At 31.3% G+C, this 21,120-nt stretch carries 14 protein-coding genes; 9 read left to right on the forward strand and 5 right to left on the reverse strand.

Annotated elements, in window-relative coordinates:
• Nucleotides 1-73 precede the first annotated feature (73 nt).
• Nucleotides 74-925, forward strand: a complete 852-nt coding sequence (locus H0I29_RS10625) for an N-acetylglucosamine kinase (protein ID WP_218752266.1) — start codon at nucleotides 74-76, stop codon at nucleotides 923-925.
• Between the two features lie 137 nt (nucleotides 926-1,062).
• Here H0I29_RS10625 and murF read toward each other — a convergent pair whose 3' ends face one another.
• Nucleotides 1,063-2,319: a UDP-N-acetylmuramoyl-tripeptide--D-alanyl-D-alanine ligase gene (murF, locus tag H0I29_RS10630; RefSeq protein WP_218752267.1), complete on the reverse strand. Its 1,257-nt coding sequence runs from the start codon at nucleotides 2,317-2,319 to the stop codon at nucleotides 1,063-1,065.
• Nucleotides 2,320-2,386: 67 nt separating this feature from the next.
• Complete coding sequence (gene gldJ, locus H0I29_RS10635; protein ID WP_218752268.1) at nucleotides 2,387-4,060, reverse strand: gliding motility lipoprotein GldJ; 1,674 nt, start codon at nucleotides 4,058-4,060, stop codon at nucleotides 2,387-2,389.
• Between the two features lie 202 nt (nucleotides 4,061-4,262).
• Between gldJ and porU the strand changes: the two genes are divergently transcribed.
• From porU to H0I29_RS10670, 7 genes are all read left to right on the forward strand, one after another.
• Nucleotides 4,263-7,700, forward strand: coding sequence for a type IX secretion system sortase PorU (porU, locus tag H0I29_RS10640; protein WP_218752269.1), 3,438 nt, complete (start codon nucleotides 4,263-4,265; stop codon nucleotides 7,698-7,700).
• A gap of 43 nt (nucleotides 7,701-7,743) precedes the next feature.
• Complete coding sequence (porV, locus tag H0I29_RS10645; protein WP_218752270.1) at nucleotides 7,744-8,889, forward strand: type IX secretion system outer membrane channel protein PorV; 1,146 nt, start codon at nucleotides 7,744-7,746, stop codon at nucleotides 8,887-8,889.
• Nucleotides 8,890-8,969: 80 nt separating this feature from the next.
• On the forward strand, nucleotides 8,970-9,452 hold the full coding sequence (locus H0I29_RS10650) for a cytidine deaminase (protein ID WP_208888576.1): 483 nt from the start codon (nucleotides 8,970-8,972) through the stop codon (nucleotides 9,450-9,452).
• A 152-nt stretch (nucleotides 9,453-9,604) separates the two neighbouring features.
• Nucleotides 9,605-9,985 (forward strand): group III truncated hemoglobin, encoded by a 381-nt coding sequence (locus H0I29_RS10655; RefSeq protein WP_218752271.1) that lies wholly within the window; start codon nucleotides 9,605-9,607, stop codon nucleotides 9,983-9,985.
• Nucleotides 9,986-10,133: 148 nt separating this feature from the next.
• Nucleotides 10,134-11,198, forward strand: a complete 1,065-nt coding sequence (locus H0I29_RS10660) for a 3-oxoacyl-ACP synthase III family protein (protein ID WP_218752272.1) — start codon at nucleotides 10,134-10,136, stop codon at nucleotides 11,196-11,198.
• A 241-nt stretch (nucleotides 11,199-11,439) separates the two neighbouring features.
• Nucleotides 11,440-12,975, forward strand: a complete 1,536-nt coding sequence (gene guaA / locus H0I29_RS10665) for a glutamine-hydrolyzing GMP synthase (RefSeq protein WP_218732744.1) — start codon at nucleotides 11,440-11,442, stop codon at nucleotides 12,973-12,975.
• A 5-nt stretch (nucleotides 12,976-12,980) separates the two neighbouring features.
• On the forward strand, nucleotides 12,981-14,588 hold the full coding sequence (locus H0I29_RS10670; RefSeq protein WP_254712612.1) for a LysM peptidoglycan-binding domain-containing protein: 1,608 nt from the start codon (nucleotides 12,981-12,983) through the stop codon (nucleotides 14,586-14,588).
• 669 nt (nucleotides 14,589-15,257) lie between these two features.
• Here the strand turns inward: H0I29_RS10670 and H0I29_RS10675 are convergent.
• Together H0I29_RS10675 and ccsA are read right to left on the reverse strand one after the other, a co-directional pair.
• Nucleotides 15,258-15,773 (reverse strand): DUF2892 domain-containing protein, encoded by a 516-nt coding sequence (locus H0I29_RS10675; RefSeq protein ID WP_218732746.1) that lies wholly within the window; start codon nucleotides 15,771-15,773, stop codon nucleotides 15,258-15,260.
• Between the two features lie 59 nt (nucleotides 15,774-15,832).
• Complete coding sequence (gene ccsA, locus H0I29_RS10680; protein ID WP_218752274.1) at nucleotides 15,833-18,988, reverse strand: cytochrome c biogenesis protein CcsA; 3,156 nt, start codon at nucleotides 18,986-18,988, stop codon at nucleotides 15,833-15,835.
• A 111-nt stretch (nucleotides 18,989-19,099) separates the two neighbouring features.
• On the opposite strand from ccsA, the gene H0I29_RS10685 reads away from it, so the two are divergent.
• A complete protein-coding gene (locus H0I29_RS10685) occupies nucleotides 19,100-19,675 on the forward strand; it encodes a hypothetical protein (protein WP_218752275.1) in 576 nt (191 codons plus the stop codon).
• Between the two features lie 73 nt (nucleotides 19,676-19,748).
• Here the strand turns inward: H0I29_RS10685 and H0I29_RS10690 are convergent, their stop codons facing one another.
• Nucleotides 19,749-21,116 (reverse strand): NAD-dependent succinate-semialdehyde dehydrogenase, encoded by a 1,368-nt coding sequence (locus tag H0I29_RS10690; RefSeq protein ID WP_218752276.1) that lies wholly within the window; start codon nucleotides 21,114-21,116, stop codon nucleotides 19,749-19,751.
• Nucleotides 21,117-21,120 lie beyond the last annotated feature (4 nt).

Genomic DNA, 21,120 nt, shown 5'->3' on the forward strand with positions numbered 1-21,120 from the left:
AAAACGATTGAATATTGATTTCTTATTGTATATCAATTTTAGTTGTAATATCTTTGAGTAAAACAATATAATTATGATTTTAATTGCAGATGGAGGTTCTACAAAAGCAGACTGGATTGCTATAAATAAAAATAAGGAAGAGGCTTTTAGAACAAGGACACTTGGTTTAAATCCTGCTATAGTTCCAGCAGAAGAACTTTATAACAGAATTATTAACATGTTTCAATTAATTAATGTTAAAGACGATGTAGAAGAGATTCATTTTTATGGAGCGGGTTGTGGTACTCCTAAGCCTATTCAGATTTTAAAAACTATCTTAGAGTCTATCTTTGTGAATGCAAAAATAGTTATTTCAGAAGATATGTTAGCGGCTGTTTACGCGGCAACAGGTAATGAACCAGCTTTAGTTTGTATTTTGGGTACGGGATCTAATAGTTGTTATTATGATGGTAAAAACATGGAAATGTTAGTGCCTTCTCTAGGATATATTTTAATGGATGAAGCAAGTGGTAATTACTTTGGTAAAAAATTGATTATCGATTATTTCTATAACAATATGCCAGTAGAAATTGCTGAGAAATTTAAAGAAGAGTTTGATCTTGATCCAGACTATATTAAGAAAAATTTATATAGAGAACCAAACCCGAATATGTATTTAGCTTCTTTTGCGAAGTTTATGTTCGATTTTAAAGAAGAAAAATATATTAAAGAAATTATTACAGCAGGTTTTCAAGAGTTTTTTAAATATAGAATTTTGCCTTACAACAAAACTGCAGAAACACCAATTTACTTTATTGGTTCTATAGCGCATTACTTTAGAGATATTTTAGAAGAAATGGCTGTAAAAAACAATTTAGTTATTACTGATGTCATACAGAGACCTATTGATAAGTTATTAGAATATCATAGAAATAATATCAAATAATAGTAGTGTCCGATAAAAATATTTTTATCGAGAAATGGCAGGCATTTGATTTTAAATTATAATTATTTAGAATAATGTTGTGGACTCGATTGTTGTTTCCCAAATCGAAGCAATCTTAAGTTTTTTTGGCAATAATATCAACTAATAGCATCTAACAGTCTTTCTAAACGCATTCCTCTTGAACCCTTAATCAGAATTGATTGATGTTTAAGAGGATTGTTTTTTAGATGGCTTAATAAGTCCTCAAACGTTTTAAACAACGAGTTCTTTGTTTTGGTTTGATGAAAATTTGCGCCAACAAAAAAACAATTGTTAAAGTGCAGGCTCTCTACAAAGTTTACTATATTTTGATGTTCTTCTAAGCTCGTTTTTCCCAACTCGAACATATCACCCAAAATAACGGTTTTACTTTCAGCTTTAATATCTTCAAAATTTTCTAAGGCAGCTTTCATGCTTGTAGGATTCGCATTATAAGCATCTAAAATAATGGTATTCGTTCTTTTTTTAATGATTTGCGAGCGATTGTTTTCTGGGGTATAGTTTTCTATTCCAGCTTTTATATCTTGATTAGAAACCTTAAAATGATTTCCAATGGTACAAGCAACAGCGATGTTTGTATAATTGTATTTCCCGATTAGGTTACTTTGTATTTCGTTAGAATTTAAAGCTAATTTTACAAACGGATTTACCTCCATAAATTGCAAATCATCTAGAAACGGAATAGATTCTATGCTCTTTGTCTTGTCCACTTGTATCGGATCTTGTGGGTTTATAAAGACAGTCTTATTATGCTCTTTTAAATAGGCGTATAATTCACTCTTAGCAATTATAACTCCTTCAATTCCGCCAAAACCTTCTAAATGTGCTTTTCCGAAATTGGTGATATAACCAAAATCAGGTTTACAAATAGTACACAGAAATGCAATCTCTTTTTTATGATTTGCGCCCATTTCTACAATGCCTATTTCAGTTTCAGGCGTCATGGAGAGTATGGTAAGAGGTACTCCAATATGGTTGTTTAGATTTCCCTTGGTGGCACTCGTTTTGTATTTTGTAGATAATACGGCGTTTATCAACTCTTTGGTCGTTGTTTTACCATTACTACCTGTAAGACCAATTATAGGAATAGCGAGTTCCTGTCTGTGGTATTGTGCTAATGCTTGTAGTGTTTCTAAAACATCATCAACCAAAATAGTATGAGGATGGTTATTATATTTTTCTTCATCTATTATGGCATAAGATGCGCCTTGCTTTAAAGCTTCTTCTGCAAATGCATTTCCATTAAAATTATCGCCTTTTAGGGCGAAGAAAATAGTGTTTTTTCTAATAGTTCTAGTATCAGTGTCTACAAGAAAATGTTGGGTGTATAATTGGTAAATGTCTTCGATTTTCATCTTTTAAAAATAAAAAAACCTCACTGTAATACATACAGTGAGGTTGTGTTCTTTAATAAATAGTGTATTATCTCGCTGAGTTTCTTGCTTTCTTATTTTTAGATGAAGACATAGGACCTACTTTGTCTGTAACACATCTAAAACCAATAAAGTTTGTTGCCATATATTCTGGCAAATATCTTCTTTGAGCCGGGTCTAACCAGTATTCTCTATCAGACCAAGCACCGCCTTTGTATACTCTTGTTCTATTACTAATTAAAGTAGTTCTTTTTTTGTCATCATTTACTGAAATCTCTTCACCCGTTTCTGGATCTATTTCCTTCGTTGGATTCTTAGGAGAGTTGTACATACTTGGTTTAGAACCAAACTGATCTTGTTCATCTTCATAGAATCTAGAAGAGTTTAAATCACCATCACCTATATCAGTATTGTCTGAAACAGAAAAGTTTCTTCTTAAAGTAGCATCATCTTTAGTAATAGGAATGTATTTAATAGTTCCAGGTAATTGTTTTGGAGTTATTATGCCATTCGGTAAAGTATCATATTCTACTTCTGCATTACTATTGCTATTCACAATAACAACTTTACCATCTTTATCAATCATCTTTTTGGTGAAAATATTACCTCTAAAATAATTAAAATCGTTTGCTTCACTGTCTATAATAGGTCTGTACACATCAGATACCCATTCAGCAACGTTTCCAGACATGTCATACAGTCCGAATGCATTTGGTGGATACGATTTTACTTTAATAGGAATGTCTGATCCATCAGAACTCCAACCGGACAAACCACTATAGTTACCTTTTCCTTGTTTAAAGTTAGCCATTTGGTCTCCTTTATGTCTTTTGCTGGTTTCTCTAGAATATTTACCATCCCAAGCATATTTTTTTCTACCTCTAATATTGTTGTATTCTCTATTTTCTATATTCGCTTTAGCAGCAAATTCCCATTCAGCTTCTGTAGGTAATCTGTACTTCTGACTTAAAACACCGTCTGCTTGTGTAATTTTTCTACCCTGAAAAGCATCTCTACCTCCTTTAGCAGAACCACCTGTTCTAATCCCTCTTCTGTAGATTGTAGAATCTCCATCAAAAAGATTATCAGAATCAGCTAAGAAAACATCGGTATCAAAAAAGTTTCTAATACTATCGTTTTCAAAAATATTTTTAACATATCCTTTATCTATTAACTTCTTTAAGTTAACGGCATTGGTACGCCATTTACAGTATTGGTTAGCTTGTAACCAACTAACACCAACTACAGGATAATCTGAATAGGCAGGGTGTCTTAAGTAATTTTCAGATAAAATATCTGTATTACCTAAACTCTTTCTCCAAACTAAAGTATCTGGTAAAACGGAGTTATAAATATGTTTGTATTTTTCTTCTGAAGGAGGAAAAACGTCTTTTGTATTCTGTACATATAAAAAGTACTCAGAATTAGTTACTTCGGTTTCATCCATATAAAATGAACGAATATGCATTTTTTTAGGAGTTGTATTCCAATCAAACATAACGTCATCTTGTACTTGCCCCATTGTAAATGAACCACCTTCTATAGCAACCATTCCTAAAGGAATTTCTTGTCCGGCAGTTTCACTTCCTCTTATATAGTTACCATACTTAGCATTGTTAAATGGCAATCCTGTAAGTGTCGATTTTCCTGAAGTTGATTTACTGCAACTAGCCAAGCTTAAGGCTGATAGTACAACTAAAGATATTTTTAATACGTTTCTCATTTCCTAATTAAAAATTAGTTTAAGGTTTTTATTATAGCGATGCAATTTACAATAATTCTACATTCATACAAGTAAAAGAGAAAATTTAACGCTGCATTTTTATTGCCACATTTAATTAAACGCTTGCTTTTTAAATTTAGTATAATTTATCTTTGTAAGACTTAAAATATCTCTAAATTATTTGCGTTATTTGAATACTATTATGAAAAAACAATATTTACTCCTTTTTTTTATTTTTTTAGTTCAAGTAATTTCTGCTCAGACCACTAATTCTGTACTTTCTACAGGAGATTGGTTTAAATTTTCTGTGGATACTACTGGCGTTTTTAAAATAGATAGAAGCCTATTACAACAAATAGGAATCTCTACAAATGGCTTAAATCCAAAGAAAATAAGTATTTATGGAAATGGTGGCGCCATGTTACCTGTTTTAAATTCTGATGACAGATTTCAAGATTTACAAGAAAATGCCATTTATGTAGAAGGAGAAGATGATGGTTCTTTTGATGCGAATGATTATATCCTTTTTTATGCACAAGGACCACATGATTGGGAGGTAGATGCAACAAATAGTACCGCTAAACATAGGCAAAATATTTATTCGGATGAAGCATATTACTTTATCACAGTGTCTAATGACGATGGTAAACGGATTCAGGATAAGACACCAATAACAACTACTGCTACCAAACAAATTACCATTTTTGACGATTATACTTTTTATGAAAAGGAGGAAAGAAATTTAATTGCTGCAGGTACTCAATGGTTTTCCAATACAGATTTTAATATAGAAAATACACAGAATTTTAAAATACCTTTTCCCAATGCGGTTTCTGGAGCAAATATATCAGTTGCAGTTAGAGGTGTTTCTACGTCTATCTCTTCTTCTTCAATGGCAGTAAATGTGAACGGACAAGACCTTTATAGTCTTAATTTTTCGCCAGCAAATACTACCGTTAGAGCATACACTTCTGAAAGAACAGGGAATATTGTAAATTCTGCAGATATTTTAGAGGTTTCTATTAGCTATAATAATAACGGAAACCCATCTGCAACTGCTTTTTTAGATTATATAGAAATTGTAGGTAAAAAAGAACTGATTGCAGCTGCAAACCAATTTTCTTTTAGAAGTTTTGAACAAGCAAATTCAGCAGGTGCTGTGGAGTATCGAATTGAAAATAATTCAACTATTTTTCAAGTTTGGGAGGTGTCAGACCATGTATCTCCTAAAATAATTCAGAATAATAGTACTGATACTAGTTTTACTTTTATTGCTGATGGAGGCACGTTAGCGGAATATCAAGTATTGAATCCAAATGATTACTACACACCCAAAGCATTGCAAAACGGACGCATTGCAAATCAGAACCTACATGCTTTAAAAGATCTTAATTATGTTGTAATTACCAATACAGAACTTTCTAGTGAAGCCCAAAGATTGGCAGATTATCATCAAGAAAATTCTGGACTTATAACCAAAGTAATTATTTTAGATGATATTTATAATGAGTTTTCTTCTGGATCAAAAGATATCACCGGAATTAGAGATTTTCTAAAGCACTTATACAATCCTGATGCATCAGAAGAAAATAAACTAAAGTATGTATGCTTTTTTGGGGATGCTTCTTATGATTATAAAGATAGAATTACAGGAAATAATAATATTGTACCTATAAAACTGTCTGATATTAGTTTTAACTTAGCTACTTCTTGGGTAACGGATGATTTTTATGTAATGTTAGATGAGCATGAGGGAACCATGAATCCTACCATATATACTATAGAAACTCCTACACGATTAAACCATACTATCGATGTAGCCTCAAGTAGAATTCCGGTTTCTACTTTAACGCAAGCCAAAGATGTGGTAAATAAAATTTTGTCTTATTATGATAAAAGCTCTTTAGGCGATTGGCGTAATACGATTACCATGTTGGCAGATGATATAGATAACCCTTCTAGTGATGCATCTTTGCAGCCAGGTTTAGATAGAATTGCAGAGTCTATAAAAACGAATAAACCTAGTTTTAACATCAATAAAATTTATGCGGATGCTTTTGTGCAAGAAAACTCATCGGGTGGAGAACGTTACCCAGAAGTAAATGAAGCCATTACCAATGCCATCGAAAAAGGAACCTTAATATTTGATTATTTTGGTCATGGAGGAGAAGATGGTTTTGCAGAAGAAAAGATTTTAGATAAAGCTCAAATACAGGGTTTTAACAATCCTAATACATTACCTCTTTTAATAACAATTACTTGCGATTTTTCTAGATTCGATAATCCGAATAGAATTACTGCAGGTGAGCTTACTTTATGGAATACCAGTGGAGGTGCAGCTAGTATGATTACCACAACTAGAGAGGTTTATATTAGCACCGGACAAACGTTTAATGAAGATTTAATAAAAATCTTATTAGAGTATGAAGATCCAAATATTCCTGAAAATTTATCTATTTCAGAGGTGTTAACGGTAGCTAAGAATAGATCTTCTAGCTCTCAGAAATTCTTTATATTTTCATTTGGAGATCCAGCAATGAAACTTGCCATCCCTAAACCAAGTGTTCGTATAACTAAAATGAATGAAAAAGACATAACAAGTTCTATAGATACTTTAAAGGCATTGTCTAAGGTGAGTTTTGAAGGTGTTGTGGTGGATGAATTAGATGCTGTTTTAACGGATTTTAATGGCTCTTTATCTACTGTTGTGTATGATAAAGTAATAGAGAAAAGTACTTTAGCAAATGATGGAAACGGAAGTAAAGTGCCTTTTGATACGCAAGATAGTAAGTTGTTTAGAGGGAAGTCTACCGTAACAAATGGAACTTTTAAATTCGATTTTGTGGTGCCTAAAGATGTGAAAATCGCTTACGGAAAAGGGAAAATAAGTTTTTATGCGGAAAATGGAGTTTTAGATAAAGCAGGTGCAAATTTCGATGTAATTGTTGGGGGAATTAATGATAATGCACCCGATGATACTGTTGGTCCAGAAATAAAACTTTATATGAATGATGAGTCTTTTATTGATGGAGGAAACACTAATGCATCTCCTAATTTAGTGGCTGTCTTAGTCGATGCAAGCGGAATTAATACTTCTATTACCGCAGTAGATCACGACATTGTAGGAGTTTTAGATGGAGATACTACCAACCCAATTATCTTAAATGACTTTTATGAAACTGAATTAGACGATTTTACAAAAGGAAAAGTTACCTATAAATTAAGGGATTTAGAAGTAGGACCACATACTTTAAAAATAAAAGCTTGGGACACTTATAATAATTCATCTGAATTAACGTTAAACTTTGTGGTTGTTAGTGATGCTGTATTAAATTTAGAAAATGTACTAAACTATCCGAACCCTTTTGTAAATTATACCGAGTTTTGGTTTAATCATAACAAACCAAACGAGAGTTTAGATGTACAAGTACAGATTTTTACGGTTTCTGGTAAATTAGTAAAAACGATTAACCAAAATATACCCAATGCAGAAACGTTAGTAAGAAGTGTTTCTTGGAATGGTTTAGACGATTTTGGAAATAAAATTGGAAAAGGAGTGTATGTTTATAAATTAAAAGTAAAAGCAACCTCAAGTAACCTTATTTCAGAGAAGTATGAAAAATTAGTAATACTTCAATAAAAATTAGATATTTGTCAAATTAAAATAAGAATAAAGAAATCAAATGAAAAAATTAGGAATTTGTATTGCACTTTGTGCTTTAATAAGTGTAAAACTTTCAGCTCAAGAGAATTCTATTACAACAGCTACGCCATTTTTATTAATTGTACCAGATGCAAGAGCAGCAGGTATGGGAGATGTAGGTGTGGCAACTTCTGCAGACGCTTTTTCACTTTTTCATAATCCTGCAAAAATGACGTTTAGTAATAGACAAGTAAAAGCTGGTATTACGTATTCGCCTTGGTTACGTAATTTAACAGATGATATATTTGCAGGAACTGGTTCATATATAAACAGATTTAGTGACAGAGCAGCTTGGGGAGCTTCTGTAAAATACTTTTCTTTAGGTCAGATAGACTTAACGGATATTGATGCTAGAGGTTTTCCTGTATCCAATGGTATTATTAAACCAAATGAATTAGCGCTTACCGGAGCGTATTCTTTAAAGTTGAGCGAGACTTTTTCAATGGGAGTTTCTCTAAAATATATACATTCAGATTTAGGATTTCCAGGTAATGGATTAGAGCCTATAAATTCTTTTGCTGTGGATATTTCTGGTTATTACCAATCTTTTGAAGAAAACTACGGGGATTTTAATGGTCGTTATAGATTAGGTTTTAACATTGCTAATATTGGTCCGAAGGTTTCTTATAGTCCAGGAACAGGTAATGAAAATTTTATACCAACCAACTTAAAATTAGGTGGTGGATTCGATTTTATATTAGATGATTACAATACCATTTCTACCAACGTAGAATTCACAAAATTATTAGTGCCTACTCCACCAATTAGAGATACGGATGGTAATATTGTAGAAGGAGAAGATGATAATGTTGGTTGGGTAAGTGGAATTTTTCAATCTTTTGGAGACGCTCCAGGAGGATTTAGCGAAGAAATCCAAGAATTCACCTATGCTTTTGGTGCAGAATATTTATACAACAATGCTTTTGCTTTAAGAGGTGGTTATTTTCATGAAAGTCAAGATAAAGGAAATAGACAATATTTCACCTTAGGTGGTGGGTTCAAAACCAATGCTTTAAATGTAGATTTGTCTTATTTAATTAACTCTTCAGATGTAAATAATCCACTAGAAAACTCTTTACGATTTTCATTATCATTTGATTTAGGAGAAGTTTTTGATGATTATTAAAAGTCATTTATTTTTAGTAAGTTTATAACAATATTTAAAAGCAGTCAAATAAGGCTGCTTTTTTTGACGAATAGATTTTTATGAGAAAAATTGAAGTTTCAACATCAGCAACAGTCTATAATGATATTTCAGAATTATCTGCAGAAGATACTCTTTTAATGCAGAAAGCTATAGAAGCTAGAAAGAAAGCGTATGCTCCATATTCTAAGTTTCATGTTGGTGCCGCTTTATTATTAGACAATGGCGAAATTGTTTTAGGAAACAATCAAGAAAGTGCTGCATATCCTTCTGGTATGTGTGCAGAAAGAGTTGCCATTTGGAAAGCAGGTTCTGAATATCCAGATATGAAAATTATAAAATTAGCAATTACGGCAAGTTCTACAATAACCAACGTAAACAAGCCAATTGGACCTTGTGGTGCTTGTAGGCAAACATTGTCTGAATACGAAATCAATCAAAAATCACCATTTCAAGTCCTTTTTATGGGAGAAGTAGGTGAGGTTGTCGTTACAGAATCGCTACTTTCATTATTGCCTTTTTCTTTTGATAGCAAGTATTTATAATATCTTTTGGGCGTTTTAACGGGCTTTACATTTTATCTTTTTACTTAAAAAAGTAAAAAGGATGTCATTTCAATCCCTAACGCAAGCAAACAGTAACCTTGTAAACACTTGTAATATTTAAAGAATCTTTTAGGTGCTCTAAAAAATAAAATATGAAACCAGATATTTCATCAAGAAAAGATATAAAAAATATCATCACAAAGTTTTACGACTTGTTATTAGCAGATAAAAAAATGATTCCTTTTTTTGAGGATATTGTTGCGCAAAACCATTTAGAAGAACATTTAGAGGTAATTTCTGACTTTTGGAATGACATTCTTTTTGATACCAATACGTATGCGAATAATGTGATGAAAAAACATGTAGATAAAAATGTTTTTGTTGCTTTTAAAAAAGAGCATTTTACCATTTGGATGTCGTATTTTTTTAAAACTATTGATGACAATTTTGAAGGAGAAAGGGCACATAATATGAAAAACAGAGCGAGGTCTATTGCTACTGTTATGGAGTTAAAAATGGGCGTATACCAATAACATAAGCGTAATTTTTCTCTATTTATATTTTTTCTCAAAAAGTAGTTTTGAATATCATTTTTTGTAAGGTTTTTTAATTCTATTAATAGTGAAATTCGTACTTTAGAGGGCTAATATTTTTTAAGTAAAATAATATTTAATATCAATTATGATTTCATCAAAAATAACAGGAACCGGAGCTTTTATTCCTTCTATAACTAAAGAAAACAAAGATTTTTTAAACGAACACTTTTTAAATGAAGATGGTTCGCCTTTTAATTCTGAGAACGATGTAATTATAGAAAAATTTAAGGCAATTACTGGTATTGAAGAAAGAAGATATGCAAAACCAGAATATACATCGTCTGATTTAGCTTTTTTTGCTGCTCAAAAAGCAATAGAAGATGCTAACATCGATCAAGAAGAGTTAGATTATATTATTATAGCGCATAATTTTGGAGAAGTTAAAGCAGGGGGAAGTCAGAGTGATTTATTACCAAGTTTATCTACAAGAGTAAAACATAAATTAGGTATAAAAAACCCTAATTGTGTCGCCTATGACATTCTTTTTGGTTGCCCAGGTTGGATAGAAGCCACCATACAAGCACACGCATTTATAAAAGCTGGTATGGCTAAAAAATGTTTGGTAATTGGTGCCGAAACATTATCTAGAGTAGTAGATAAGTACGATAGAGATTCTATGATTTTTAGTGATGGAGCTGGAGCTTGTATCTTAGAAGCTACAGAAGAAACTGATGCTGGTATTTTGAGTCATGCAACCCAAACTTTTGCAAACGAAGAAGCTTATTATTTACATTATGGCAGTTCTTTTAACAAAGAAGTAGACCAAGACGTACAATATATAAAAATGCTAGGAAGAAAAATTTATGAATTTGCTTTGGTTCATGTTCCTGTAGCTATGAAATTTGCTTTAGATAAAGCTGGTGTAGAAATAGATGACGTTAAAAAGATTTTCATTCATCAGGCCAATGAAAAAATGGACGAAGCAATTATGAAACGCTTCTTTAGACAGTTTAAAAAGAAAGTTCCAGAAGGTGTAATGCCTTTAAGTATTACTAAATTAGGTAATAGCTCTGTAGCAACTGTACCTACACTTTTAGATTTGGTTTTAAAAGGAGAAATTGAAAATCAAGAAGTAAATAAAGGAGATGTTGTTATTTTTGCTTCTGTTGGTGCAGGAATGAATATAAATGCAATCGTTTATAAGTTTTAAAAAATTAAGGTTACAAGCAAACATATTAAATGATAGTTTGTTTTTACAATAGATAATAAATATTGAAAAATATTTATAAAAGAAAACTCAAGAACATAAATTTCTTGAGTTTTTTATGCTTTATTTTTAATATATAGCAAGATATATTAATAAGTAATTGCAATTATATTTTCTTTGAAATCTTAGCGAAAATTCTTTGCGTCCTTTGCTTTAATTTCAAATCAATATATTATTTTTGCGCATGCAACAACACAACGTACTTATTTTAGATTTCGGATCGCAATACACACAGCTAATTGCGAGAAGAGTAAGAGAATTAAACATTTATTGTGAAATTCATCCTTATAACCATCCACCAAAAAATCAATCAGAGTTTAAAGCAGTTATCTTGTCAGGTAGCCCAAATTCTGTAAGAGGAGAAAATGTTTTACACCCAGATTTATCAGAAATTAGAGGAAAAAAACCTGTTTTAGCAGTTTGTTATGGTGCGCAATATTTAGCGCATTTTGCAGGCGGACAAGTAGCTCCTTCTAATACGAGAGAATATGGTAGAGCAAATTTATCATTTATAAAAAGTGATGAAACTTTTTTTGAGAACATTTCTGCAGGTAGCCAAGTTTGGATGAGTCATTCAGACACTATTAAAGAATTACCAACCAACGGAGAATTATTGGCGAGTACTAAAGACGTAGAAAATGCGGCTTATAAAATTAAAGGAGAAGAAACGTATGCTATACAGTTTCATCCAGAAGTATACCATTCTAAAGATGGTAAACAACTATTAGAAAACTTTTTAGTTAAAATTGCAGGTGTTGCACAAACATGGACACCAGATTCTTTTGTAGAAAGTACAGTAGCAGCAATTAGAGAAAAAGTTGGTAACGATAAAGTAGTTTTAGGCCTTTCTGGAGGTGTAGATTCTTCTGTAGCAGCGGTTTTGTTAAACAAAGCAATTGGTAAAAACGTATACTGTATTTTTGTAAATAACGGACTTTTACGTAAAAATGAGTTCGAAACAGTATTGAAGAGATACGAAGGTATGGGATTAAACGTTAAAGGTGTGGATGCATCGGCACGTTTTTTGAAAGCCCTAGAAGGTTTAACAGATCCAGAGCAAAAACGTAAAGCAATAGGTAATGCTTTTATAGAAGTTTTTGATGATGAAGCACATAAAATTAAAGATGTTACTTGGCTAGCACAAGGAACTATTTATCCAGATGTTATTGAGTCTGTTTCTGTAAATGGAGGTCCATCTGCAACTATTAAAAGTCATCATAATGTGGGAGGTTTACCAGATTTTATGAAATTAAAAATTGTAGAACCTTTAAAAATGATTTTTAAAGACGAAGTAAGAAGAGTAGGTGCTTCTATGGGGATAGATCCAGAATTATTAGGTCGTCATCCATTTCCTGGACCAGGTTTAGGAATTCGTATTTTAGGAGATATTACGGCAGAAAAAGTAAGAATTTTGCAAGAAGTAGATGCTATTTTTATAAACGGTTTAAAAGAAGACGGTTTGTATGATAAAGTTTGGCAAGCAGGTGCTATGTTACTTCCGGTAAATTCTGTAGGAGTTATGGGCGATGAAAGAACTTATGAAAAAGTAGTAGCCTTAAGAGCAGTAGAAAGTACAGATGGAATGACGGCAGATTGGGTAAATTTACCTTATGAATTTTTGCAAAAAACATCTAATAAAATAATAAATCAAGTAAAAGGTGTAAATAGAGTTGTTTATGATATTAGCTCTAAACCACCCGCAACTATAGAATGGGAGTAATGTATATGAAACATGTAAAGTTTATTGTATTTCTATGTATTTTAACGTTTACCGTTTCTTGCGGTCAACAAAATAAATACGTTCAGTATAAAGTAAAAGAAGGGGAAACAATGAGCGGTATTGCTCAGAGGTTTAATATGAACACCAAAGATTTACTGCGATTAAACCCAGATGTGGGAAGCAAGCCAGCAGTAAATTCTGTTATTGTAATCCCTAATAAAAAAATAAAAGCAACAACTTCTACCCAAGATAAAACGGTAGAAGATGTTGCAACCGGTGCTAAAGACAAAGAAGCTGCTTTAAAAGAAAAAAAAGAGGAGCTTATAGACGAACTTAAAAAGAACTTTGTTGTTTATGAAGTTAAAAAAGGAGATACCTTTTATAGTTTAACTCGTTTTTATAATGTGACTCAAGAAGAGTTGACAACACTTAACCCTGTTTTATCAGAGGGTTTAAAAGTGGGGCAGATCATTAAAATAAAAGCCATTGAAGAAGGAGAAGTTGTTCTTGAAAACAATATCTATGAAGATGTAATTGATACTAAAATTCATTTAAAAGCGGCGTTGTTACTACCTTTTAGAGCTGATGAATATAGTTCTTCTACATCAAAAGATATTTTTCAGAAGAGTAAATTGGCAGATATGGTTACAGACTTTTATTTGGGTGCTCAAATTGCCATAGATTCATTAAGGGGTCAAGGAATTAACATCGAATTAAATGTCTTTGATACAGGAAGTAATAGTGCAAAGATTAAAACAATTTTGTCTGAAAACAACCTGAATAAGAATGATGTAGTAATTGGTCCTTTGTATTCGGAAGAGGCAGAATTGGTGGCGAATAGGTTAAATGTACCTGTTGTTTTTCCTTTTTATTCTACCAAGCAATCTAAATTTACTGCTTCAAAATTGATTAAAACATCACCTGAGAAAAAAGTTTTTAGAGATGAATTAACGACCTATATAAAAGATAATTTTACAAGCGGAAATTTAATTTTAGTAGGAGACGGTGGATATGAATCAAATATTTCTAATGCTGCAATAAAAGAGTCGTTACAATCGCATGATTCTATTGCTGTTGTTCATGTTTTAAAACCTTCAAAAGGATATATTGCTAAAAATCGTTTTTTAGAAATATTAAAACCAAATCAGAATAATTGGGTTGTTTTAACTTCTGATAACACTATTTTAGTGGCAGGTGCTATAAATAGTTTAATTAGTTTACCAGATAATACAAACGTTCAATTATTTACCTATAACAAAGGGGATGCTTTTGATAAAATTGCAAATCTAAAATTGGCAAAAGTTAATTTAACGTATGTAAGTGATGAGTATGTAAGTGAAGCTTCAATTTCAACACAACAATTTAATAATCAGTATTCTCGAAAAAACAATGCATTGCCTTCATTTTCTGCAACCAAAGGTTTCGATATTACTTATGATGTTTTAATTCGACTGGCTTCTGGGAATGATTTAAAGGACACGTTTAAAGAAGGTGCTTCTTTTAGAATAGAAAGTAAGTTTGATTATACCGACAAGTCTGGTGGTGTCACAGAAAACAAAGGTTTATTTATTGTAAAGTATAATAATGACTTAAGTTTAACTAGATTAAAGTAGTTAAGGTTTAGCTTGTAGTAGAAGTATTGATTATCTTTTTAAAGATATTTCTTGCTTTCACTATTCGCTTTTTTATCCGATAAAATTGGAATAAAAAGAGCTTAAACAAATCGTTTGTATTGAGCTTGACGAAAGGCTCAAATCTGGGTTAGATAAGTTTTATAGCTTGCTGCTTAAAGTATATCCAAAGCCTTTAAAGTATATATAAGTCATAAAAAATCCGCTAAATAGCGGATTTTTTTATCAGTAAAATGTAAGTGTTAGATTTTTTTTACATTATCTTTTATTATCTTGATTTGGTCTTTTAGCAAACCGTATCTGTTTAATTTTTTAGTTTAAGCAATTAAGTTAGTTGGCTTACGGTTGTATTTTTTGTCATTGCAATACCTTTTTACTGTAATAATTATAAGTCATAAAAAAATCCGCTAAACAGCGGATTTCTTTATATTAGTAAAATGAAAGGATTAGATTTTTTTCATCTGATCTTTCATCATCTTGATTTGGTCTTTTAGCAAACCGCATCTGTTTAATTTTTTAGTTTAAGTAATTAAGTTAGTTGCCTTACGTTTGTATTTTTTTGTCATTGCAATATCTTATAACTGTAATAATTATAAGTCATAAAAAAATCCGCTAAACAGCGGATTTCTTTATATCAGTAAAATGAAAGGATTAGATTTTTTTCATCTGATCTTTCATCATCTTCATTTGGTCTTTTAACATACCGTGTTTGTCTAATTTTTTAGCTTCAGCCATTAAGTTAGTTGCTTCACGTTTGCGTCTTTTTGTCATTGCAATACCTGCTAACTGTAATTTAGCCATTGCTAAATCATGATCCATAGGTAAACCTATTTTTACAGCTTTACGTAAAAATTTCTCTGCTTGTGTAATATTAGTCTGACTTAATATAATACCATGTAAATAATTAAAATAACCTTGTTGCTTAAGAATTAATGCCGCTTCTGGATTTTTAATATACCCTAACCATTTTTTAGTTCCTTCAAAATTTTGCTTACGTAATTGTAAAAAAGCAAGTAAAATAAATTCGTTTTTAAAATAAAATAATACAAAAATTCCTGCCAAAAGTAAGATTGAAATTCCGTTCATTATATTACCTAAGGTAAATTGATACACTGCCCAAGCTGATATTAAACCAGCTAAAATTAATTTTATATTTTTATGAAACATATTGTTTTTTATTGTTATTAAATCAGTTGCAAAAGTACATTTTCTTGATAAATTATCTGTTACTTTTTAAAGTATTTCTTGTATTTAAAGGATGCTAAAACTGTTAGTAAAACTAATGCGCCAATATAAATATAAGCCTCTCTAGGTGTTACAGCTTTGTCTCCACTTGCATAAGAATGCAAACCAGATAAATAGAAGTTTACTCCAAAATAAGTCATCATTATAGCTAAATAAGAAAAAGCAGAAGCAAAATTAAACGCCAACCTACTACGTAAACCTGGTATTAAACGCATGTGTAAAACAAAAGCATATACCATAATAGAAATTAGAGCCCAAGTTTCTTTTGGATCCCAACCCCAATAACGTCCCCAGCTTTCGTTGGCCCACATACCTCCTAAAAAGTTACCAATAGTTAACATAACCAAACCAACACTAATGGCCATTTCGTTAATAATGGTTAACTCTTTAATATTGATATCCATTCTTTTCTTGTTTTTCTCGGTAGTAAATACGATAAGAATTAAAGAAATAATACCCAAAATCATTGCTAAAGAGAAAGGACCATAACTAGCTACAATAATAGACACATGCACCATTAACCACCAAGAATTTAAAACAGGTTGTAAGTTAGCAATTGCAGGATCTAACCAATTTTGATGTGCAAAAAATAGAATAATTGCGGCTAAAAAAGTAGTTGCACCAATGGTTAAAGTAGATTTTTTTCCTAAAAACAAACCAAATAACATGGTTGCCCAAGCAACGTAAATAATTGATTCATAGGCATTACTCCAAGGTGCGTTACCACTTATATACCATCTAGAGGCTAACCCAAACGTATGAAATAGGAAGCTTAAAACGGTTAATACAATCAGTCCTTTAACAATATAACCTAGTACTTTAGATTTATAATAGAATATTTTTAATATCTCAATAAATATTAATAACAATCCTAAAATTAAATAAAATAAAGAAGTCTTTGTAAAGATTTCCCATTTATTATAGGTTATTTCTAGGTCAATTCTATTTTGAGAAGGGTATACTTCAGTTCCAAATTTCTTCTGAAACTTTTTAATACCATCTAAAATTTGATCTGCTTTAGTATAATCATTCGATTTTTTAGCTTCTTGTAAAAGTTGAATATAAACAGGTAACGATTGTCTAACAAATACTGAATCCGTAGCTTTAAAACCTGCAGTGGAAGTTTCTGGTTGAGAAACCCAAGTATTATTATCATCATTTGGTATTGGGTAAATACGTAAAATACCACCTCCAATAGCACTGTATAATAAACCTACACGTTTATCAATTTTAATTAAATCGTTTTCATATTTATTTTTTATATTCTTCTTCTGTGCTTCTGCTACGTCATCTTTTATTTTATAAGCACCAGTTGGGGTAATAAAATCAGATAAACGAGCGTGTGTAGTGGTTACTGGTAAACTTAAAACCTCTCTAATTTTTGAGTTTCCTTTTTCTAAATATACAATAGGCACTTCAAACCAAAGTCTTGGGTTTTCTATAATAGATAGTAAAACCTGACTAGGTTGCATTCCTTTAAAAGTTTCTGACTTGCTTACTTTTCTAACCAATTCAGAAGCAAATGTGTGTGCCGGCTTCATTCTACCTCCAGCATCTTGGATAACTAATTTATTAAAACTTTCAGCATGATGAATATCTACTAAATTAGCTTGTAATATAGAGTCTATTTGTTGGTTTGTAATTTGATTTGGTTCATGCGGTGCGTGTGGTGTCTCTTGAGCAAAACTAAAGCTAGAAAGGAGTAATGTTGCTACAATAGATAAGGTCATTTTTTTCTTCTTAATCTTTTTTAAAGATTCTTTTAGGTGATTGAACCTTGTGTGTTTTGCAAAAAGAATGCAGATTAAACCTGTGTATAAGAAAGAATACCCTAGGTAAGTAATAAATGTTCCTACAAAATCATGATTTACAGAAAGATGTGTCTCTTCTACAGGTCCAGATAAGTCGTAACTAGATTGGAAGAATTTATAGCCTTTATGGTCTAAAATGTGATTCATGAAAATTCTATAATCAAAAGATTCATCACCGTCTATTACGGTTACTTCACTGGCATAAGATGCAGCACTTTCAGATCCTGGGTATTTTTCTAATTGGAAATCATTTAGTTTTACTAAAAAAGGTGTTTCTAAAATCTTTGCACCATATAATAATCTAAAGTTCAATCCTCCAACAGTAACTTCTTTAGAGCCTTGAGAGTTATATTTACCTCCTGTTAATTCTACTCTTTCAGTTTTGCCATTACTTTTAATATCTACAACAACAACATCTAGTTTTTTATCGTCCTTTGGACCACTAGTTGTTTTCATTATACCTTTTTCTGCTGGTTTAGGAATTACAAACTGTAATCCAGATACATTGTGTAATGTTAAATATTGAAAATTTTGAACGGAGTCTTTTACAATATTACCTTTTTTCTGGTCTGCCATTCTAAACCAATCACCATCATCTTTAGAAACCATTTTTAAGTTTCCATTTTCTTCTATAAAGTTTATAGATGGATTATCACTTTCTGCATTGAAACCAACCAGTACTCCGTGAATGTTTTGAATTGTTCCTTTTTGAATCCAGTGTTCATGACGACCTCCTTCCGAAGATTCTACAAAAAACAAATGATCAACGCCATTTTCATCCTCAACTAATTTTCTTTCGGCCCAAGGAATATATTCAACAAGCTCAAAACTAAAATCTTGTTCTGTGTCTTCTGTTTTAAAGTAATCTGAGTAAGACCAAGAGTTTTTACCCCAAGCAGATAACAACATTGGTTTGTTTATTTCTGGCTTTTGCACTTTATTATTATCTACGATTGCATTTAAGTAAGTCGTTTCAGATAAGAATTTATTGGTAGATTCCCCTTCTTTAATTAACATAATGCCTTCAAAACCAATATAGCGAGTTGCTCCCGCACCAATAAGAATTAATAGAAAGGCTAAATGAAACATTAAAACAGCCCATTTTTCTTTTTTATACAATCTGTATCTAAAAATGTTTCCAAAGAAATTAATCACAAAGAACACCATAATTAGTTCAAACCACCAGGTGTTATAAACGAGTGCTTTAGAGGTTTGTGTGCCAAAATCGTTTTCTATAAATGTTGCAACTCCCATTGCAACTGCAAAAAGGATAAATAAAACGGCCATTAAACGAGTCGAGTAGAGAATACTAATAATTTTTTTCATCCTTCTGAAATGCTTTTTTAAAAGAGCTACAAATTTAAGCATAAAAGCACAAATGAACTTCTAGATATGGGTATATTTATGTATTAAAGTTTTAAAAAAATCATAAAGTTTATGCCTAAATATCATGTAATTCCTAAAACCATAAAAGATGAAGTAGAAACTGCGCTAAATTACTATCCGCAGTTAAAAAAGATACACATTGAGTTTAAATTTAAAAAGAATATTAAAAAATCTACCATGCAGGCAAGACCTACTTTTGATAGTTTCTTTAAATTTAAAAAAAACAGAAAATTTTTAATTTTGATTAGTGAAAAATTTAAAATTTCTGATAAGGAATTTTCTACACGAGATATTCCTAAAGATATTTTTATTGGTTGGATTGGTCACGAGTTAGGGCATATTATGGATTATCAAAATAGAAGCAAGTTGAATTTAATTTGGTTCGGACTTAAATACTTGTTTTCAGATAATCATATTGTTGAAGCAGAAAGAGCCGCAGATGGATTTGCTGTAAAGCACAAAATGGAATCGTACATTATAAAAACAAAGAATTTTATTTTAAATCATGCTGATATTTCAGAAGCATATAAAAATCGTATTAAAAGATACTATTTATCTCCAGAAGAAATTATGGTTTTAGTGGATGATCGAAATAAACTAGAAGAAAATTTAGAGAATATAAAATAAGTATTCTTAAGGCAAAAGTAAAAACCATCACTAATTTGTGATGGTTTTTACTATGTTTTAAATTTTTAAAAAACTAATCTATCCAAATAGACTTTGTGTTTACAAATTCTCTAATTCCGTAACTAGAAAGCTCCTTACCATAACCACTATTTTTAATACCACCAAAGGGTAATCTTGGATCCGAAGTAACTAGTTTGTTTACAAAGCTATTTCCTGCTTCTAATTGCAAAGCAATTTTTTCTCCTCTTTTAGAATTAGACGTAAGTACACCAGAACCCAAACCAAAAGTAGAATTATTTGCAAGCTCTATTGCTTCCTCTTCACTTTTTGCTTTTATTACAGAAGCTACAGGTCCAAAAAGTTCTTCATCAAAAGCTGTCATACCAGGTTTTAGATCTGCTAAAATTGTTGCAGGATAATAAGCTCCTTTTTTATCAGGAATTTTTCCTCCTAAAATTAAATTTCCACCTTGTTTAATAGTTTTTTCTACCTGCTCATGAATTTCATTACGTAAATCTATACGTGCCATAGGGCCGTAATAAACATCTTCGTCTGTTGGAATACCCATTTTTGCGGCTTTCATTTTTTTTGTGAATAGTTTTAAGAAATCATCATAAATTTCTTCTAAAACAATAAAACGTTTTGCAGCAATACAAGTTTGTCCGTTATTTTGTAACCGTCCAAATGTTGCTAAATCTGTAGCTTTTTCTAAATCTACGTCTTCCAGAACGATATAAGCATCACTTCCACCTAATTCTAAAACGGTCTTTTTTAAGTTTTCTCCTGCAGTTTTAGCAACAGAACGTCCTGCTGGTTCACTTCCTGTTAAGGTTACAGCAACAATATTATTATCTTCTATGATTGCTTCTATAGCATCTGACACTACATTTAAGTTTGTAAAAACTCCTTCGGGAAAACCTGCTTCTGCAAAGGCTTCTTCTAAAGCAAAGGCACAACCTTGTACGTTAGACGCGTGTTTTAAAACACCTGTATTTCCTGTCATTACTGCTGGTGCGGCAAAACGAATAACTTGGTAAAAAGGAAAATTCCATGGCATTATGGCTAAAGTAACTCCTAAGGGCTGAAACGTTACATAACTTTTACTTGCTTCTGTTTCTACTATTTTATCGGCTAATAATTCCGTGATGTTATCTGCATAATACCTACAGATTAAAGCACATTTTTCTATTTCTTTACGAGATTGTTCAATTACTTTTCCCATTTCTTGGGTAGCTAATTGTGCGTATTTCTCTTTGTTATTATCAAAGATATCAGCCAGTTTGTACATCAACTTAGAGCGTTCTTCTAAACTTGTTTTTTTCCAAGATTTATAAGCATCGTTTGCTTTTGCAACTTTTTCTTTAGTTGTTTTTTTTGAAATTCTGTTATAAGTTGTAATTTCTTCCTCTGTGGCAGGGTTTATAGTGGTGATTGTTTTCATAATT

This window comes from Polaribacter sp. R2A056_3_33 (assembly GCF_019278485.1).
Classification (GTDB): Bacteria; Bacteroidota; Bacteroidia; order Flavobacteriales; family Flavobacteriaceae; genus Polaribacter.

Bases quoted from the DNA above. Each gene is read 5' to 3' on its own strand.
- H0I29_RS10670 (WP_254712612.1), top strand. From the start codon at position 12,981: ATGAAACATGTAAAGTTTATTGTATTTCTATGTATTTTAACGTTTACC.
- porV (WP_218752270.1), top strand. From the start codon at position 7,744: ATGAAAAAATTAGGAATTTGTATTGCACTTTGTGCTTTAATAAGTGTA.
- porU (WP_218752269.1), top strand. From the start codon at position 4,263: ATGAAAAAACAATATTTACTCCTTTTTTTTATTTTTTTAGTTCAAGTA.
- H0I29_RS10690 (WP_218752276.1), bottom strand. From the start codon at position 21,116: ATGAAAACAATCACCACTATAAACCCTGCCACAGAGGAAGAAATTACA.
- murF (WP_218752267.1), bottom strand. From the start codon at position 2,319: ATGAAAATCGAAGACATTTACCAATTATACACCCAACATTTTCTTGTA.
- H0I29_RS10650 (WP_208888576.1), top strand. From the start codon at position 8,970: ATGAGAAAAATTGAAGTTTCAACATCAGCAACAGTCTATAATGATATT.
- H0I29_RS10655 (WP_218752271.1), top strand. From the start codon at position 9,605: ATGAAACCAGATATTTCATCAAGAAAAGATATAAAAAATATCATCACA.
- H0I29_RS10685 (WP_218752275.1), top strand. From the start codon at position 19,100: ATGCCTAAATATCATGTAATTCCTAAAACCATAAAAGATGAAGTAGAA.
- guaA (WP_218732744.1), top strand. From the start codon at position 11,440: ATGCAACAACACAACGTACTTATTTTAGATTTCGGATCGCAATACACA.
- H0I29_RS10660 (WP_218752272.1), top strand. From the start codon at position 10,134: ATGATTTCATCAAAAATAACAGGAACCGGAGCTTTTATTCCTTCTATA.
- H0I29_RS10625 (WP_218752266.1), top strand. From the start codon at position 74: ATGATTTTAATTGCAGATGGAGGTTCTACAAAAGCAGACTGGATTGCT.
- ccsA (WP_218752274.1), bottom strand. From the start codon at position 18,988: ATGAAAAAAATTATTAGTATTCTCTACTCGACTCGTTTAATGGCCGTT.
- gldJ (WP_218752268.1), bottom strand. From the start codon at position 4,060: ATGAGAAACGTATTAAAAATATCTTTAGTTGTACTATCAGCCTTAAGC.
- H0I29_RS10675 (WP_218732746.1), bottom strand. From the start codon at position 15,773: ATGTTTCATAAAAATATAAAATTAATTTTAGCTGGTTTAATATCAGCT.